At 51.5% G+C, this 18,442-nt stretch carries 16 protein-coding genes and 1 other annotated feature; of the genes, 7 read left to right on the forward strand and 9 right to left on the reverse strand.

Going from position 1 to position 18,442, the window contains the following annotated elements; genetic code table 11:
* Window positions 1-110: 110 nt before the first annotated feature.
* Window positions 111-1,082: an S-layer homology domain-containing protein gene (locus ACFSOY_RS03845; protein WP_386044200.1), complete on the reverse strand. Its 972-nt coding sequence runs from the start codon at window positions 1,080-1,082 to the stop codon at window positions 111-113.
* A gap of 193 nt (window positions 1,083-1,275) precedes the next feature.
* On the opposite strand from ACFSOY_RS03845, the gene ACFSOY_RS03850 reads away from it, so the two are divergent.
* Complete coding sequence (locus ACFSOY_RS03850; protein WP_386044201.1) at window positions 1,276-1,716, forward strand: peptidylprolyl isomerase; 441 nt, start codon at window positions 1,276-1,278, stop codon at window positions 1,714-1,716.
* A 286-nt stretch (window positions 1,717-2,002) separates the two neighbouring features.
* Here the strand turns inward: ACFSOY_RS03850 and ACFSOY_RS03855 are convergent, their stop codons facing one another.
* Complete coding sequence (locus ACFSOY_RS03855) at window positions 2,003-2,362, reverse strand: DUF6864 domain-containing function (protein ID WP_386044202.1); 360 nt, start codon at window positions 2,360-2,362, stop codon at window positions 2,003-2,005.
* A 148-nt stretch (window positions 2,363-2,510) separates the two neighbouring features.
* On the opposite strand from ACFSOY_RS03855, the gene ACFSOY_RS03860 reads away from it, so the two are divergent.
* Both ACFSOY_RS03860 and ACFSOY_RS03865 read left to right on the forward strand, forming a co-directional pair.
* On the forward strand, window positions 2,511-3,494 hold the full coding sequence (locus ACFSOY_RS03860; protein WP_386044203.1) for a CobW family GTP-binding protein: 984 nt from the start codon (window positions 2,511-2,513) through the stop codon (window positions 3,492-3,494).
* Window positions 3,495-3,822: 328 nt separating this feature from the next.
* A complete protein-coding gene (locus ACFSOY_RS03865; RefSeq protein ID WP_386044204.1) occupies window positions 3,823-7,020 on the forward strand; it encodes a DUF3427 domain-containing protein in 3,198 nt (1,065 codons plus the stop codon).
* A gap of 5 nt (window positions 7,021-7,025) precedes the next feature.
* On the opposite strand, the gene ACFSOY_RS03870 is transcribed toward ACFSOY_RS03865, so the two are convergent.
* Entirely contained in the window at window positions 7,026-7,427 is a 402-nt protein-coding gene (locus ACFSOY_RS03870; protein WP_386044481.1) for a (deoxy)nucleoside triphosphate pyrophosphohydrolase, read from the reverse strand.
* Window positions 7,428-7,571: 144 nt separating this feature from the next.
* Here ACFSOY_RS03870 and ACFSOY_RS03875 point away from each other — a divergent pair, with 144 nt between their 5' ends.
* The 4 genes from ACFSOY_RS03875 (at window position 7,572) to ACFSOY_RS03890 (ending at window position 11,383) form a co-directional block, all read left to right on the forward strand.
* Window positions 7,572-8,447, forward strand: coding sequence for a metal-dependent hydrolase (locus tag ACFSOY_RS03875; protein WP_386044205.1), 876 nt, complete (start codon window positions 7,572-7,574; stop codon window positions 8,445-8,447).
* 65 nt (window positions 8,448-8,512) lie between these two features.
* Entirely contained in the window at window positions 8,513-9,175 is a 663-nt protein-coding gene (locus ACFSOY_RS03880; protein ID WP_386044206.1) for an oxidoreductase, read from the forward strand.
* Between the two features lie 255 nt (window positions 9,176-9,430).
* Window positions 9,431-10,483, forward strand: coding sequence for an S-layer homology domain-containing protein (locus ACFSOY_RS03885; protein WP_386044207.1), 1,053 nt, complete (start codon window positions 9,431-9,433; stop codon window positions 10,481-10,483).
* 102 nt (window positions 10,484-10,585) lie between these two features.
* Window positions 10,586-11,383, forward strand: a complete 798-nt coding sequence (locus ACFSOY_RS03890; protein WP_386044208.1) for a carbon-nitrogen family hydrolase — start codon at window positions 10,586-10,588, stop codon at window positions 11,381-11,383.
* A 167-nt stretch (window positions 11,384-11,550) separates the two neighbouring features.
* Here the strand turns inward: ACFSOY_RS03890 and ACFSOY_RS03895 are convergent, their stop codons facing one another.
* From ACFSOY_RS03895 to hemE, 6 genes are all read right to left on the reverse strand, one after another.
* The gene (locus tag ACFSOY_RS03895; protein WP_386044209.1) at window positions 11,551-11,715 is read right to left on the reverse strand and encodes a hypothetical protein; all 165 of its coding nucleotides are present in this window, start codon (window positions 11,713-11,715) and stop codon (window positions 11,551-11,553) included.
* 334 nt (window positions 11,716-12,049) lie between these two features.
* Window positions 12,050-13,963, reverse strand: coding sequence for a threonine--tRNA ligase (gene thrS / locus ACFSOY_RS03900; protein ID WP_386044210.1), 1,914 nt, complete (start codon window positions 13,961-13,963; stop codon window positions 12,050-12,052).
* Between the two features lie 43 nt (window positions 13,964-14,006).
* Window positions 14,007-14,237 (reverse strand) — a binding site (T-box leader).
* Window positions 14,238-14,374: 137 nt separating this feature from the next.
* The gene (locus ACFSOY_RS03905; protein ID WP_386044211.1) at window positions 14,375-14,872 is read right to left on the reverse strand and encodes an NUDIX hydrolase; all 498 of its coding nucleotides are present in this window, start codon (window positions 14,870-14,872) and stop codon (window positions 14,375-14,377) included.
* Window positions 14,873-14,918: 46 nt separating this feature from the next.
* Window positions 14,919-16,376 (reverse strand): protoporphyrinogen oxidase, encoded by a 1,458-nt coding sequence (gene hemY, locus ACFSOY_RS03910; protein ID WP_386044212.1) that lies wholly within the window; start codon window positions 16,374-16,376, stop codon window positions 14,919-14,921.
* Window positions 16,377-16,381: 5 nt separating this feature from the next.
* The gene (hemH, locus tag ACFSOY_RS03915; protein WP_386044213.1) at window positions 16,382-17,317 is read right to left on the reverse strand and encodes a ferrochelatase; all 936 of its coding nucleotides are present in this window, start codon (window positions 17,315-17,317) and stop codon (window positions 16,382-16,384) included.
* Window positions 17,314-18,357 carry a uroporphyrinogen decarboxylase gene (gene hemE / locus ACFSOY_RS03920; protein ID WP_386044214.1) on the reverse strand — a complete coding sequence of 348 codons (1,044 nt, stop codon included), beginning with the start codon at window positions 18,355-18,357 and terminating at the stop codon, window positions 17,314-17,316. The genes hemH and hemE overlap by 4 nt, the downstream gene beginning before the upstream one ends.
* Window positions 18,358-18,442 lie beyond the last annotated feature (85 nt).

An 18,442-nucleotide genomic window follows, 5' to 3' on the forward strand; every position in this document is an offset into this window, starting at 1 on the left:
CTGCAAACCTCCCTAACTACTATTAGTTAGGAACATTATCGCAAGCGAGCGCCTTCCTGTCAACAGACGAAAAAAGACACCCCGCTAGCACGGAGTGTCCCCTGATCAAACTAATCGAGAATGTAGACGTCCATCCCCCTGCGACCGAACAGCGTGGCTGAATAGTAGTCGGGGTGGAACAGATCGATGCGCGTCGACTTGATCGCGCCGCCCGTGTCGCCGGCGACCCCGTAGCCGTAGCCTGGGATGTACAGGTGCGATCCGAGCGCGATCTGCGCCGGATCGACTGCGACCATCCCCACCCGCGGCACCATGCCGGTATAGGTCAGTTCGCCCGTGTATGTATAGGCAGTCGCGTCTGTCGCTTTTTTCGTATGGTAGTTCACGCCCATCCCACCGCGAGAAGAGATGTTGTAAACAAGCTGCGGCAAGGGACGCTTGACGATCGAATTATACAAAAAAGCAGCCACTTCCTCACGGGTTGCATAGCGTTTCGGCTCCACCTTGCCATAGGCGCCGTGCAGGATGCCCGAGCTGGTCGCGTAGGCGATCGATGATACCGCCCACGAAGCGATCTGCCCTTTGTCCAAATAGCCGTTGATCGCGCGCTGCGTGTCTGTGTAGCCCATCCGCCGCGCTTGCTCCGACTCCTTGCCGAGCGCGCTCACCGTCATTCTGATCATCTCTTCCCGAGTAAGCGGCTTGTTCGGTTGAAAGACCCCGTCAGCCGTTCCGTTCGCGAAGCCCAGCCGATAGGATAGCTCCGCCTGAGTGGTGTACCATTCTCCCCGCGGGACATCGCGAAACACACCTTTGTACGGATCTGCCAGCGGTAATTTTTTCGCGTTGATCAGCAGAGAAACAAACTCTGCACGCGTTACAGACTGCTTCGGTCTGAATGTTCTGTCGGAAAAGCCTGTGAGGATGTTGCGGTTATACATCGCGATGATCTCTTGCTTCGCATACGAATTGTCAATGTCGGTAAACGGATTTCCATCTGCCGCCTCAGAGGTGTTTGGCATCGCGAAAATTGCGATCGCAGCCAGCGCCAACAAAGGCAGTGCCTTGATGATTTTCTTCATGATCTCCTCCTGTTTGCTCGCTCCTTAACTCCTTGCACATGTACAACATTCGTAACCTTCACGATTTTTCTGACCACGATTTCGCCGCATTAGTGCCTCCCCCCCTGCTCGAAACAGCAATCCTCTTTTTGGTATGTAGTGATTTCGTGTATAATAAGTGGGAGAGTACATAAGGAAAGGTCGTGACCACGTCATGAAAAAAGCGATTATCGAGCTCGAAAAAGGCGGCGTGATGGAGTTTGAAATGTTTGATCAACACGCTCCAGGCACCGTTGGTAACTTTGAAAAACTGTCGAACGAAGGCTTCTATGACGGCCTGGCGTTCCACCGCGTCATCCCGGGCTTCGTCGCTCAAGGCGGCTGCCCGCACGGAACTGGCACCGGCGGCCCTGGCTACACCATCAAGTGCGAAGTCGTCGACAACCCGAACCAACATAAGCGCGGTGCGCTCTCCATGGCACACGCAGGCCGCAACACCGGCGGTTCCCAGTTCTTCATCGTCCATGATCGCAACTCGACCGCTCACCTCGACGGCAACCATACCGTATTCGGTCAAATCATCTCTGGCGAAGAGTTTATCGACAGCATCGCACAAGGCGATAAGATGAAGAGCGTAAAAGTGGTAGAAGCGTAAGCATGAAAATGAACCCCTGATCGAGAGGATCGGGGGTTTTTCTATCTGCTACCCACGCTTTACATCGCGCGCAGTGCTCGCACTTTGGCTACCTTACGCTTGTGCGCATGCAATTTGGCTACTTTCCAACAGCGATCACAAAGGATAAACCCTTTTGTCAAAAATGTCGTGCTCGCAGCATTCGATTGGCTGTTGCGGAAGGATAAAATAGACCTCACTCGGTAGCGATCGTCGCATGACCCTCTCGCGATGCACAGATCGTCTCTTTTCTCCCGCCTGTACGCGATCACGAGCTTCTCTCACTTAAAAACCAGGTATAGTGCAAAAACATATGCTCCGAGTCTCGCGAACCGACTACAAAATAGCGCAGATACAAGTCGCGCCCTCGATACTCTCCCACCTCCAACAACTTTTTCTTATTGCCCTGTCCATTCGGATCATCAAAGTTGAAGAACGTAAGCCGGACATCCTGTTCATCCAGCTCCTCATACTCCACCGCCGTCTCAGCGTTTCGCTTGTCTTGAAAGCGCAATCGAACGGTCAACTCGCCTGCTCCGTCATCGAAAGCAAAAACAGCCGTCTCCCCATGCAATACATGCATCGACCCGCTCTCCAACACCTCCAGCCCATCAACCGTCAAAAGCATGCAACCATTCGCCCCTTTCTCCCAATCTATCACTCTCGTAAGGTTATTCCCCGCTCCTGCTATGTATGACAACCTTACACCGTTTGCAATGGAGGAACATTTTCACGTAAAATAGGAATAATTCCTATTTTTGAGGAGATGAGCGATGATGTTGACGACGATCCCTGTTTACATATTGACCGGATACCTGGGCGCGGGTAAAACCACGCTGCTGAAGACGCTGTTGCGCCAGATCAAGGAAGATGGCCGGACACCTGCGGTGCTGATGAACGAGTTTGGTTCGGAGAGCGTCGACACCCTGTTGCTACAGAACTCGGCAGTTCCTGTGCTTGACCTGTTGGAAGGATGTGTCTGCTGTACCTTGCGCGGCAGTCTCTCCTCGACACTGCTCCAGATGGTCGAGCAGTACAAGCCAGATGTGATCTTCTTGGAGACGACGGGGGTCGCCTCTCCGGTCGATCTCGTCGAAGCGTTTCTTGAGCCGGAGCTTGAAGAGCGAGTCAAGCTGGCGGGCATCTACACGCTGGTGAGCGCCAAGCGCTTCCCGCTCGATCTCTCGCCGCATGCGCTCGATGCGAACGAGCGGACGATGGTCCAGCAAGTCCAATATGCGGATGCGCTCCTCGTCTCCAAAGCGGACCTGGTATCGGAGGAGCGGATGGAGTCTTTGCAAAAGGTGCTGACCGAGTTGAACGGCAACGCCCCGCTGTACCGTGTACTGAAAGGCAATGTGGATGTTTCAGCCTTGCTCGCAACGCCTACTGCTTTGAAACAACAACGGGTGCAGAAGCCAAAAAGCTTCACTCGCCGCCAAGCGGGACAAGTGAAGCCAGAGTTGCGCGAGCGAACCAGTTTTGGCAACTTGCAAACGATGACCTATGAGCTGGAGGTACCTGTCGACAAAGAGAAGTTTATGAACTTCCTGCGCTCTTTACCTCCAACGATTCTGCGCGCCAAAGGCTTTTTTAAGGATGCAGAGCATGGGATGCTTTATGAGTTTCACTACGAACCGGGCGCTCCGATGGCAGCGATCGTCGATGTGGACGGGAACGGAAGAGCGTTTGCTGTGTTTATCGGGGAGCGATTGGACGTTGAGGGGCTGGGTCGAGAGTTGAAGGGTTGTGGGGGATGATGAAAAGGGAATCCTTTCTGACATGTTAGTTCGGAAAGGGTTCCTTTTTATTTGCTTTGCTCCTGACTGAAAAGATGTCACGGAAGGACTAAACGACCAATGATTTGGTAGAGCATGAACATCAAATAAAAATTCAATCAGACCATGTTATCTGCTCAGACAACAACTTTCAAAAAAGGAAATATTGAAAGGAAATCATCGAAAAGTTAATCTAATTAGGCACGCAAGCCGATGAATATTTTGTAGTAACCATTGTTTTACTTATAATAAATGCAAGACGTTTCTAAAAGTTATCAAAAATAATCTGTCTACTAGAGGGGTGCGTCATATGACTTCCCAAAATAATAACGGTATTTTCGAAGAGTTACTAGTTTATAGAAAATCCTATCCTCCCAATGCTCATACAACACCTCTACATCCGAATGATTATGCAAACGCTCTAATCCAACACGTATCCAAAGAGGTCGGAAATCGAATTGCTCAATTAGCTATGGAAGGTCGATTTGAGGATATCCAAAAGTTAATCGAACCATTTCTGGATCAGAAGGATTCGCTGACAAGTTACTTCGAAATGCCTTTCAAAGCGATTCACTATAGTTACCTAAATCGTTTTATACCTAATTACTCGAATATGTTCCTGACCGCTCCGAACCTGATAACCAATTATGGGATTGGTAAACAAAATTTGTACAAGACCATTAAGCATGAAATGCAATCTGCAGATGGTGCAGACTTTATGGTCAGTTTTATTCGCTGGAAAGGTCTACAACTTCTACTTCAATCTTTTGATGAATTATTGAAACATCGCAAGCCCATTCGTGTACTAACATCAACGTATTTGAATTATACCGAACCTAAAGCACTTCAAAGACTTTTCGAGCTAGAGAATGTCGAGGTTAAGATTTTCAATTCAGGTAATAAATCGTTCCACACTAAGGCATATCTTTTTAGTCGCGATTCAAAATTAAACACAGGCATCATCGGCTCCTCAAATATCTCACGTGCTGCTTTTGTAGACGGTTATGAGTGGAATGTAAAATTGCCTGATGTACCCCATATTCCTGTTTACGCTCAAGCATCGCAATTATTTGAAGAAATGTGGAGTGATCCTAAAGCAATTCCATTATCCAAGGAACTACTTGAGGACTACAAAATCACGTACGAAGCAAAAAAAATTGGCGAACCAAAGAGACCATCTTTCGTTCCCATTAACGGATTGGGTACCGTTGCAGAGTCGAAAACAGAATATGGGTCGAACCAGCAAAGAAAAATTGAACCAAACTTTATGCAACAAGAGGCCTTAACCTCACTCCAACACACTCGTGAAGAGGGCTATCAAAAAGGTGTTGTCATCGCCGCAACAGGGACTGGTAAAACATATCTTTCTGCTTTTGACGTTCATTCATTCGATCCAGAGAAATTGCTTTTTCTCGCCCATCGAGATGAACTATTAAGCAATGCACAAAAAACGTTTGCCGAAGTTTTCGGCACACAAGATAAGATGGGCAAATTAACAGGCACAGACAAAGACTGGGAGAAAGCATTTTTATTTAGTACTGTCCAAACGATGCATCGAGAAGAAACTCTTTATCAATTTTCAAGGGACCATTTCGATTACATCATTGTCGACGAGTTTCATCATGCGCACGCAACTACCTACCAAAAAATCCTTGAGTACTTTAGGCCTAAATTTTTGCTAGGATTAACTGCCACTCCCGAAAGAATGGATGGTCGAGATGTTCTTGCTTTATGCGACTTTAATGTAGTGTATGAGATACGATTACATAAAGCTTTGGAGCTGGAACTCCTTGCACCTTTTCATTACTTTGGACTTCACGACCCTACGGTCGACTACAATGAGATCAGTATGCAAAACGGGTACTTTGTAGAAAAATCACTTGTAAAAGCTCTGAATACGAACAATCGAGTCGACTACATTATCGAAATGATTGAAAAATACGGATATGATGGTGATCGGCTAATCTCTCTTGGCTTTTGCAGCTCAATTGAACACGCAAGCTTTATGACAAAAGAGTTTAATAAAAGAGGGTATAGTTCCACTTTCCTAACTGGGGAAGATTCGCCAAAAGTTAGGCAAGAGACGGTTGCCCGCTTGCAAAATGAGGACGACTCGCTTCAGGTGATTTTCACAGTAGACATTTTTAATGAGGGAATTGATATTCCTGAGCTAAACCTACTGCTTTTTTTACGTCCCACCGAATCCGCAACAGTTTTTATTCAACAACTCGGTCGTGGATTACGGAAAACGGACAGCAAACAATTTGTAACCATCCTTGATTTCATTGGAAACTACAGAAAATCTTTTGTTGTTCCTCTTGCATTAACAGGTCAAACAAATCATCATGCGTTCGACCGAGATTCATTGCGTAAAGCGATTGAAACCGATTTTTCAGAACTACCCGACGGTTGCAACGTTGAGCTAGAGGAAATATCCCGTTTGCAGATCATGGACAAATTAGATCAAATTCGGATGGATAGTGTGAAAATGCTATCAGATTTGTATATGCAGTTCAGGAAGGAACTGGGACGCACTCCTGAAATTAATGACTTTCTATATCATGAGCAAGCGCCAAGCCTTTTCTACTTCATTAGAAAGTTCGGATCATGGGTTGAGACAAAGGAAAAAATGAACGATTTAAATGAGTTCGATTCCTCTCTGCTACTTAATCAAACCAAGCTTGAATTTGTTCGATCCCTTGAAAAGATGCTGCCAATCAAATGGCCATACGAATATCTGATTTTAGACTTGGCACTGCGTAATGATGTCGTCGATGAATCTTTGGTATTATCGGAACTGCAAAACCGATTTCATATTCACGCTTCTGCCGAAAGACATAGTTCATTCATTCATCGGGCTATGATTCGTCTGTCTGATCACTGTGGAATAACCAACAAATCTCTGATAAAAATGAGAGAGCGACAATTTTCTTTAGATCCTGAGAAAAAAGCATTTTTAAGTGAGGATCACTACAGAAAATACATTGTAGAACGAGTGGAGTTTGGACTTACAGAGTTCCGTCGTACCCATCGTACAGAACTTGCTTTTAATAATCAGCACGGTATCTCACTCTACCAAAACTACACAAGAAACGATCTACAGTTCCTATTTCAATCAGAGGCGAAAGAAGGATCATGGCGCGAGGGAGTCAGTCGTGTAGGTGACCATTATTTGTTATTCATCAATCTTAATAAGGATGAAGACGTCAAAGATCACTTACGGTACCATGATTATTTCATCGATAACCAGCATTTTCACTGGCAAAGTCAAACAAGCACATCTCACTCATCACCAAGAGGAAAGGATTTTATCAATAGCAAAGAGAGAGGGAAACACATTCATCTCTTCGTCAGGAAATTCGAAAAGATGTATGGTATGTCCCTCCCCTTTATGTATCTTGGCGAAGTCGAGTATGTCCGAAGCCACGGAGACAAACCTATGAATATAACCTGGCGTCTCTCTGCTCCCTTGCCACAAGATATCTTTAATGATTTTCTTATTCGATAAGAAAACTAAAGAATATCTTCATTCAGAAGTCGATCTAATGTCGGCAAATCTGCAGGAGCCCAATTAAGTGAACTCAACTTATCTTTCGGAAGCCATGTGAGCGTTTCATGCTCACTGGCTTTCGGTTCACCTTCTACTACTTTTGCCAAATAGGTGATCAATCGAACTACCACATTAGTGTACTCGTATGTCGCATCAGCAACCAGATCTCCTACCTCAATACCGCAGTCTAACTCTTCTTTGATCTCTCTCATTAAGGAATCTTTCGGATCTTCGCCTTTCTCAATTTTCCCTCCCGGGAATTCCCATAATCCAGGAAGCGACATATCTTGAGAACGAAGCGCACATAATACTTCGTTATTTTCATTCACAATAACTGCGCCAACCACATCAACTTTTTTCAAAATAGCAATCCCCTCTCTGACTCATTCGAAGTATCTTCTTATTTGTATCACACTTGCCACTCTAATTCCATTTGCTCAAACGACTCCCTATCCTGCTCGTCCTTTGCTAAACTGGTATTCAGGTATATGATCAGGAGGCCCCCCTACATGGACACAATCACACACACCCTTTTCGGAATCGTGCTCTACCGTTCCATAAACAAGCAAGACGTGCCACCTAAGCTGCGCCACTCCTTCCTGTTCACCTCGCTGGTCGGAAGCCAGATCCCCGACATCGACGTGATCTCCCAGTTTTGGGACACGACGGGGCAGTATCTGATGTGGCACCGTGGGCTGACCCACTCGCTCTTCTTGGTGCCGATCTGGGCACTTCTGCTCTCCCTGGTCTGCTCTCTGCTCTGGCGGACCAAGGACAGGCGCATCTTCTACCTCGGCCTGCTCGCCGTCTTCATACACGATACGAGCGACATATTCAACGCGTGGGGCACCGGCTATTTCGAGCCGCTGTTTAACACGCGGCTCACCTTTGGCACGATCCCGATCGTCGACCTGGCCGTCTGGGCGATCATCCTCGGCGCCTTCCTCTTCGCCAAGCTTCGCAAGCAGGTTGCCGCGCACAAAGTGTTCAAAGCGGCCGGATGCCTGATCGCAGCTCACTTCCTGATCCAATCGGTGCAAGGCTATGCGATCTATCAATCGGTCGAAGATCGCTATGAGCAGGTCGCCCTCTCTGCCAGCTTCGTCCCCTGGCACTATCAGGTGATCGGCAAGCGCGGCGACGTGGTGGAAATCTCCGATGCGACCGTCTGGGGTGACCCGGAGCTGGTTCAGACGCTACCTACCGCGACGAACGCGGACCTCGACACTCTGTTCAGCCAAAACCCTGCTGCCAAGACGCTGCTGCAGTGGTCGCCTTTTGTGGTCGTGGTCGACGACGAGACGCGCCTCGGCATCTATGATCCGCGCTTCTTCCGCGACGGGCAGTCGTTTCTGTTCGAGTACATCGAGAAACTCCCCAACTAACGACCAAGACGAGCCCACAGCAGGCTCGTCTTTTTTATATACTGGTACTAGAGGTGATGATCCACATGACAGCAAAATCTGCCCTGCTCGTCGGTGCGAGCGGTCTGGTCGGCGGCGAGTTGCTGCGCCAACTGCTCGACAGCGATCGATACAAAAAAGTGACGCTTTTCGTCCGCCAACCGCTCCCGCACGATCATCCGAAGCTTGAACAAATCGTCGTCGATTTTGAAAACCTCACCGCTTATCGCGAGCACGTTCAAGTCGACGACCTGTTCTGCTGCCTCGGCACGACGATCAAAAAGGCGCGATCGAAAGAAGCGTTTCGCCGTGTTGACTATGCCTATCCGTTGCAGTTGGCGCAGATCGCGAACGAACAGGGAGTAAAAAACTTCCTCCTCATCACGGCGATGGGTGCAAACGCCGCGTCGAACATCTTCTACAGCCGAGTGAAAGGCGAAGTGGAGGCTGACATCCGCTCTCTCAATCTGCCTGCTCTGCACATCTTCCGCCCGTCCCTGTTGCTCGGCGAGCGCAACGAGTTTCGCTTCGGTGAGCAGGTCGGCGCGGTGTTCTCCAAGCTGCTCGCTCCGCTGATGCCGCGCAAATACAGACCGATTCAAGGCAAAACGGTAGCTGCAGCGATGATCCGTGCCGCGCAATCAGAGCAAAGCGGCACGCAGATCTATCCCTCCGATCGCATCGCCGCTTTCGCTTCCCCGCGCAACTGAGCGCATAAAAAGCCGAATCGCATGCCCGATGCGAAGCTCGGCTTTTTCTTTTTCCCTGACCTCCTCCCATCGAGTTGAACCACCTGAACACCTCGTTGGCGATGGTAAATTTGGTCAAATCCCCCTCCTTCACCGCAATCTTCTTCTCCCACCAACATTTACACCGACTGCGCACGTTTACATATGCCCCGCGAGTTGTTAGGATGAGTTTTGCTCCAAATCATTCGCTTCACCCCGAGAGGAGAATCTCCATATATGGCAAAGAATCGCATCAAGTTGATCACATCCGCTCTTACCACAGCAGCTCTCGTCAGCACGCTGGTCGCTCCCGCGCTGGCAAGTGACAAAGCTCCGTTTCAAGACATCTCCGGAAGCTATGCAGAAGAAGCGATCACCTTTCTGAATGCGCATGGCATTCTAAACGGTGTCGATGAGAAAACGTTTGCTCCGAACGGTCTGATGAACCGTGAACAGTTTGCCACGATGCTGGTCCTCACCAAAGAGGTCGAGCTACAATCGACTGGCGACTTGCAGTTTGCAGATAACCGTGCCGGCGCTTGGTACCACGACTTTGTGCAAACGGCTGCCAACGAGAAGATCATGAGCGGTGAAGGCGGCGGTCTCTTTGGCATCGGCAAGCCGATGAAGCGGGAAGAGGCGATCGTCGCGATCCTCAACATGCTCGGCATGGAGCAGCTTGTCGATCCGAACGCAACTCCCGATTTTAAAGATGCGGTAGACATCGCACCGTGGGCAAAAGGGTATGTGGCGCTCGCGCAAAAGCTCGGCATCGTCGTCGGAACGGGTGAAGGGTTTCAACCGAAGGTGAAAACCACCCGCGCGATGGGCGCACAGATGCTCTATCTCTCGTTGAAAGAGTACGCCAATCATGCGACGATGATCGGCTTTGATTTTCAAGGGTTCGATAAGATGATCGCCGGACAGGAGTCGACGTTCACCATCTCGGCGCTTGCGATCAACGTGCCGCAAGAGCTGTCCCTGCGCTACAAAGCGACCCTCACTGGTGAAAACGGCACCCCGCTCGCCAACCAAACGATCTCCTACGAGTCGCCACTCGGCTGGCAGACGTTTACCACCGACGAGAACGGCGTTGCCTATTTTGGACCGGCTGAAGGGTTCAAGCCGGCGGAGATCGACCTGGAGAAAGGCATCTCGACCCAGTTTAAAACGAAGATCGCAAACGCTGGCAACTACAGCTTACAAGTTTCGTTCGTGCAGGCGTCCGATCTGCAACCGTTCGGCAGAGCTTTTGAGCAGCGCTTCACGGTCGCACCCGCGCAAAACTAAACAATGACTCCTCGCCCGCCCTTGAACTTCAAGGGTGGGTTTTTTCTTCGCTTCATGCTACTCTTAAAGCATTGACTATTTTTTGTGATGCGGAGGATGAACATGAAACAACCTGTACGTATTGCCCTCTTGCAGATGGACATCGCGCTGGGCGATCCGACTGCCAACTTTGCCAAAGCGGCAGATTGGATCGAACAGGCCGCTCAATCTGGCACCGATCTGATCGTCTTGCCCGAGATGTGGAACACCGCCTACTCGCTGGACAACATCCGCGAGATCGCCGACCAGAACGGCGCGAAGACGCGCGAGGTGATCGGCGCGCTCGCCGCCAAGCACGGGGTGAACATTCTCGCAGGCTCTGTCGCCGACGTCCGCGGCGAAGCGGTTTACAACACCACCTATCTGTTCGACCGCACAGGCGCTGTCTGCGGGGAGTATTCGAAAACGCACCTGTTCCGCCTGATGGACGAGGAAAAATATTTGCACGCTGGCGATCAGGTCGGACGATTTGCCCTCGACGATGTGCAGATCGGATCGATCATCTGCTATGACCTGCGCTTCCCTGAACTGACTCGCACACTTTCGCTCTCCGGTGCGCAGGTGGTCTTCGTGCCCGCCCAGTGGCCGCATCCGCGCTTGAACCATTGGCGTCACCTGCAGATCGCACGTGCTATTGAAAACCAGATGTTTGTCGTCTCCTGCAACCGCGTCGGCCGCGCCGGCGACACCGAATTTTTCGGCCATTCGATGGTGATCGACCCGTGGGGAGAGATCCTGTTGGAGACGGATGACACCGAAGGGATTCATCATGTGCAGATCGACCTCGGCGTCGTTCCGGAGATTCGCAGCCGCATTCCGATCTTCGAAGACCGCCGTCCTGAACTGTATCGTTTGAAATAGGCGATTCCCGCAGCGGAGTTCACGATGTGGCCGTCAAAGCGATCGACGAACACGCGGTGCTCATTCATCAATAAAAAGCGCAAAAAGAGCGCAAAGGTTTGTTCGCTTACGACCTTGCGCTCTTTTTGTGTTGGATGGGGGTTTCGCTCTTGGCGCGGCTTGCGTCCCTACATAAGGTTGTGCCACTCCTTGTTCTTGGCGATCTCCTGGTAGCATTCCGGGCAGAGTTGGCCTGCCGTGTCGATGTAGTTGCTGCGCTTGTAGGTCGGGGTTTCCGATTCGGTATCGGTTTCCGCTTGGCAGAGCACACAGGCGTCATGATGTTCAGACATGGGTAAGACCTCCCTTTCATATCATTAAATGTTATTACCGATTATACCGAAATCTCAATGAAAAACAAGCGGAATTTTCTGAACATTATGAGAAGATTTCGGTAACTTTTTGTGAAAACCCTCGTTCCGCCCGCATCTATACTATTTGCCAGCCAGCTCCTAAGTATGTAAGAAAACTTGGCGACGCCAAGCCTTTGGCGTAGAAGGAGCGATGGTTGCACATCTACAAACGAAAAGCATCCGTAATTCCTTCCGAAATCGGATGTTCTCATTTGGGTACATAGCTGCGCCCTCTCCCCTGAAGTGACAGGGCGCACAGGTTCAGATACACTATTTATTTCTTCTCGGCAATCTCAGCTTTCACATCAGCCAAGAACTGATCTACCAGTTGCGATCCCAGATCTCCTGCGCCACGCTTTCGCACAGACAGTGCGCCGTCTGCCACTTCTTTTTCGCCGATCACCAGCATGTATGGGATTTTTGCCAGTTGAGCTTCGCGAATTTTGTAACCCACCTTTTCATTGCGTGCATCCAGCTCTACACGTATCCCAGCCTGCTGCATTTTGTCCTTTACCTCTTGGGCATAGGCGACATGCACCTCATTGATCGTCATCAGGCGAACCTGAACAGGAGCCAGCCAAGTCGGGAACGCACCCGCGTAATGTTCGATCAGAATCGCGATAAAACGCTCCATGGAACCATACATCACGCGATGCAGAATGACTGGGCGATGTTTCTCATTGTCCTGCCCGATATAGCTCAGATCAAATTTCTCCGGCATCTGGAAATCGAGTTGGATTGATCCGCACTGATGGCGGCGTTTCAGAGCATCTGTGATCTGGAAGTCAATTTTGGGACCGTAGAAAGCACCGTCGCCTTCGTTAATTTCGTACGGCATGCCCAGTTCATCCAACACGCTTTTCAAAGAGTTTTCCGCAACCTCCCACAGCTCGTCAGATCCCATGGAATCCTCTGGACGTGTAGACAGATTTACAGAGTAAGAGAAGTCGAGCACCTTGTAAACACTATCGATCAAACGAATCATCGACTTGATTTCCGCTTGAATCTGGTCTGGGCGAGCAAACACATGCGCATCATCCTGGCAGAACGTACGCACCCTGGTCATCCCGCTCAACGCCCCTGAATACTCGTGACGGTGAACCTGACCGAACTCCGAGTAGCGTATTGGCAGATCTCGATAAGAGTGCATCTTATTTTTGTAAATCAGCATATGTCCCGGACAGTTCATTGGCTTTAACGCAAACTTTGTATTGTCCACTTCAGAGAAATACATATTTTCATGGTAATGATCCCAGTGTCCAGATTGTTCCCAGATGCGCTGGTTCATCATGAAAGGCGTACGCACTTCTGTAAAGCCTGCTCGCTCTTGAAGCTGACGCGAGAATACCTCCAATTGATTGCGCAGCGTTATCCCGTGCGGCAGATAAAACGGCATTCCTGGCGCCTCTTCCGAAAACATGAACAGCTCCAGTTCTTTTCCCAACTTACGATGATCGCGTTTCTTTGCCTCTTCGATAAAGTGCAGATACTCATCCTGATCTGCTTTTTTCGGCCAAGCTGTGCCGTATACGCGTTGCAGCATCTGGTTTTCAGAATTACCGCGCCAGTAAGCACCGGCTACGCTCATCAGCTTGAACGCTTTAATTCGTCCCGTTGATGGCAGATGAGGGCCGCGACACAAGTCAAAGAATTCTCCCTGCTCGTAGATTGTAATCGGTGCATCCTCGGGAAGATCGCGAATCAGCTCCAGTTTCAGATGGTCGTTCAGATCTTGGAAAATCGTGAACGCTTCCTCGCGTGTTACTTCTTTGCGGCGAATCGGCAGATCTTCCTCGACCACTTTCTCCATCTCAGCTTCCAATTTACTTAAATCTTCTGGGGAAAGGCTAACCGGGATCTCCATATCGTAGTAAAAACCATCTTCAATCACCGGACCGATCCCCAGCTTCACTTCATTTCCAAAAACGCGCTTGACCGCTTGGGCCAAAAGATGCGCGGTGCTGTGACGGTATACTTCCAGACCTTCTGCTGTATCTAAGGTGACGATGGCTACCTGAGCGTCTTGTTCAATCGATGCGTTCAGATCAACTACTTTGCCGTCCAATTTTCCGGCTACCGCTTTTTTCTTGAGACTGGGACTGATCGTCGCCGCGACATCCTCGATTGTACTTCCCGCTGCAAATTCCCGAACAGCTCCGTCTGGTAAAGTAACTTTTACTTGTGCCACTTGGTTCCTTCCTCTCTTTTAAAAATAAAAAAACACCCATCCCAAAAGGGACGAGTGTTATAACTCGTGGTACCACCCTACTTCAGATCAACAGTTGTTGATCCCTCGTAAAAAGATAACGGCTTAGCCGGCATGTCGTTACTGATGGAGCACCCATGTTCCCGACAGCTACTCAAAGGGGGTAGAGATATACGTGCACGTAGCAGGCTCCCAGCCTAGGCCTACTTCTCTGTAACGGCAGATGTAAACTCCATATCCTTCTCACAGTATTTCGAAACGCTATTTTAGTTATGTATTATAGTGAGCAGGTTTTAGTAAGTCAAGCGATTTTCCGTTTGTTAGGCAAAATGGACGAGAGCAACGAACCAATAGACGAGACGAAAAAAGGGCTGATCAAGGTCAGCCCTTTCGTTAGATCATCCCTTTGAGTCGTGCCAACAGGATGCCGTGCGACAGCTCCGGGTCGCACCACGTCCCGTTTTCAATCGCCGCAAACACCGACTCCACCTCGTGGAACTCGACGCTGATCGACTCGTCCGCATCCAAGTTCTGCTCACGCTGTTCCAAGATATCGCGGGTGAAGAACAGGTGGGTTCTGCTGTCGACCAAGCAGGCATAGCTGTTGGCGGTGCCAAGAAAGTGGAGCTCCCCGCAGATCAATCCGGTCTCTTCGAGCAACTCGCGGCGCGCCGCCTGCTCATAGCTCTCTCCCTCGTCGATCTTGCCGCCAGGAAGCTCGTAGGAGATGCTGTCGATCGCCTTTCGATACTGGGCGATCACAACCAGTTTTCCCGCACAGAGCGCGACGACCGTCGCATAGTTGGGGTGCTTATGGCGCAGGTACAGCCCGTTGTGCTCATCGCTGTACACTTCATACTTGTGATTCTCATATACGAGCGGAGTGCTCATCGCTTGAAAACCTCCTCGTTTCGAGACGTTCCGAAAAGGCCGGAGGTTATCTCGTCAGATCTTTCATCACATCGGCTGCTGTCTGGATGCCTTGTCCGATGCAATCGGGGATGCCAAGCCCGGTAAAGCCAGCTCCAGCAAAGTGGATGCCTGGCAGGTCAGCTTTTGCCTGCTCGACAAAGCTCTGGACGCGATCGAGGTGCCCGACCGTGTACTGCGGCATCGAGCGCCGCCAGCGACTGACCAGCGAGAACATCGGTTCTGCGGTGACGCCCATCGTCTCCTGCAGATCCTTTTGCACACGGCGGATGATCTCCTCATCCGGCTGGTCGACGATCGCTTCGTCACCGCCGCGCCCGACGTAGAAACGCATCAGCACGCGACCATCCTGTGCAGTGTGCAACCATTTGGCAGACGTCCAAGTGGCGGCCGTGATCGTACGGCCTTCTTTTTTCGGAACGACAAACCCGCTTGCATCCAGTGGGAAATCGATCACGCCCTGCTCAAACGCGAACACGACGGTCGCCACCGAGACGTAGGGGATCTGGGTCAACTGCGCTTTCGGTGCAAAGGAGTCGGGCAGGAGTTTGGCCGCCTCAAAGGTCGGCGTGGTCAGCACGACCGCATCCGCTTCGAGATCGTCGCCATTTTGCAAGCGGACGTGATAGCCGCCCCCGTCCCGCGCCTCGATCTTTTCTACCGCCGTTTGTTTGCGTACTTCCGTCTGTTGGAAGGACGCTTCGATGCTTTCGATCAGGCGGCGCAGTCCTGTGCGGAAGGTGAGAAACACGCTGTTCGGCAGCTTGCGCGACGCCTCGCCCTGCTCCTGCTTGGCAGGGGCGGTCGCTTGTACCTTCGCCTGTTTCGCCTGTGCGACCATCCCGCGGATCAAGCTGCCGTGCTTCTGTTCGAGCTGCTCATACTGTGGGAAGGTGGCGCGCATCGACAGCTTGCGCAAGTCGCCCGCATAGATGCCAGCCAACAGCGGTTCGGCGAGGCGATCGACCACTTCCGATCCCAGTCGACGCTCCAAAAAGGCGCCGAGCGACTGATCGCCTTGGTGTTCGCTCTTCGGCTTGATCAGGTCGAGGCCGGCGCGCAGCTTCCCGCCGAATGACAGCAAGCTGGTGGTCGCAAACGGCATAAACTGTGTCGGCACTCCGATGTTCAAGCCTTGCGGAATGCGGTGCAGCTTGTCCTGGTACAAGATGTAGGTCTTGCGCGCATTCGGGTTGGTGCCGACCAGCTCATCATCGATGCCAAGCTCGCGACAGAGGTTGACAGCCGCCACCTTGCGTGCGAGGAAGGAGTCAGGTCCCGCTTCGATCACAAATCCGTCGCGATGGATCGTCTGCACTTTGCCGCCGAGCTTATCATCCGCTTCACAGAGGCAGATGCGCAGGTCGATGCCTTTTTCGCGAGCGCTCTTTTCAAGGTAATAGGCGGTGCTAAGTCCTGTGATGCCCCCACCGATCACCACAACCGTTTTCACCTGTTGTTCCATCTGCTTCATCCCTTTTTGGCTTGTTCGAGCACGGCGGTCGCCACCGCTTTCAAGAACAGCGGCTCGTCGTTCGGGCTGGCGACGCGCACCAGCTTCATGCCGAGTTCGTCAGCCAGTTGTTTCGCTTCGATGTCGATATCATATTGCACTTCCAGATGATCCGAAACAAATCCGACCGGGCAGACGACCAACGCCTGCACACCCTGTTCATGCTGCGTGCGAATCACGTCCAAGATGTCTGGGCCAAGCCACGGCTCCGGGGTGCGGCCAGCGCTCTGCCAGCCGGTGAACCATTCATGATGCCCAATCTGCTCCGTGACCGCTCTCCCCGTCTCTTCGATCTGTTCAGGGTACGGATCGCCAAGCTGCATGATGCGCTCCGGAAGCGAGTGGGCGGTGAAGACGACCGGCACCGAAGCGCTTTCATCAGCGGGAAACTGCGCCAACGCGCTCGCCACCCGGGCTGCTGTCGATTCGACAAACAGCGGCTGCAGATGCCAGCTTTCCACATAGCTGATTCGCGCAGGCCCGCCCCACTTTTCCCGCGCCTCTTCTGCGCTTTTGATGTAGGTGCCGATGCTCATCGTCGAGTAATGTGGCGCCCAGACGACACCAACCGCCTCTTCGATGCCATCTTCGACCATCTTCTGCACCGTTTCTTCAATAAATGGATGCGCGTGCTTCATTCCGGTGTACACGCGGTACTGCACATCTTGATCCAGCTCGTTCAGCGTGCGCTCAAGGCCTGCCGCCTGGGCTGCCGTGATCTCGTTGAGCGGTGAGAGACCGCCGATCGCCTCATAGCGCTCGGTCAGCTCTTGCAGTTGCGCAGACTCCGGCTTGCGACCGCGACGGATGTGCGTGTAATACGGCTCGATCTCCTCGACGGAGGACGGGGTGCCGTACGCCATCGCTAAGATTCCGATCACCCGCTTGCTCATCCACGCAGCCTCCCTGCCGAATACTCGTGGATGAACGCGGTCAAGCGGGTCACCACATCTTCTGGCACTTCTGGGAACAGGCCGTGACCGAGGTTGAACACATAGCCGCCGCCATGTTGCAGGCCGAGGTCGATGATGCGCTTCACCTCTTCTTGCAACACTTCAAACGGTGCCAGCAGGTAGACCGGATCGAGGTTGCCCTGCAGTGCGAAGCTGTTGCCGACGCGCTCGCTCGCCAGGTTCAGCGGCACGCGCCAATCCACGCCGATCACGTCGATCGGCAGCTCTTTCCACAGGTTGAGCAGATGGCCGGTGTTCACACCGAAGTAGATCTTCGGCACCGGAACGTCGCGCAGCCCTTCGAAGATGCGCTTCATCACCGGAAACACATAATGTTCGTAGTCGCGCGGGGACAGTGCGCCGATCCACGAGTCGAAGATCTGAATCGCCTGCGCACCTGCTGCCACTTGCGCTTTCATATAGGTCACGACCATCTCGCCCAGCTTGTCCATCAGCGCAAACCAGACTTCGGGCGCTCCATACATCATGCGCTTCGTCTTGTGGTAGTCGCGCGACGGACGGCCTTCCACCATGTAGGAAGCGAGCGTAAACGGAGCGCCAGCGAAGCAGATCAGCGGCACTTTCAGCTCTTTGCGCAAGATGCGAATCGTCTCCATCGTGTTCGGCAGATCTGCTTCCGGCTCGATCGGGCGCAGGCGCTCAACGTCTGCCAGCTCGCGAATCGGATTGTCGATCACCGGACCGATGCCAGCCACGATGTCCACATCGACGCCCATCGGCTTGACCGGGATCATGATGTCCGAGTAGAGGATCGCCGCATCAACATTGTGATCGCGCACCGGGGAGATCGTGACTTCAGCGCACAGATCGGGAATCTCGCAGATCTGCATCAGCGAGTGCTTCTCTTTGATCTTGCGGTAAGACGCTTGGTAACGCCCAGCTTGACGCATGTACCAGACAGGCACATGGTCGACTTTTTCATTGCGAATCGCTCGCAGGAACGTATCGTGATAGGTCATGTTTGTCACCCTGTTCATCAGTGATATGTATAGGTAGATTCAGCATAATTTGGTCATTGTCATTCTAGCGCACTAGGCAAGGAGA

Origin of the sequence: Tumebacillus lipolyticus (genome assembly GCF_042682745.1) — a bacterium.
Lineage (GTDB): Bacteria > Bacillota > Bacilli > Tumebacillales > Tumebacillaceae > Tumebacillus_A > Tumebacillus_A lipolyticus.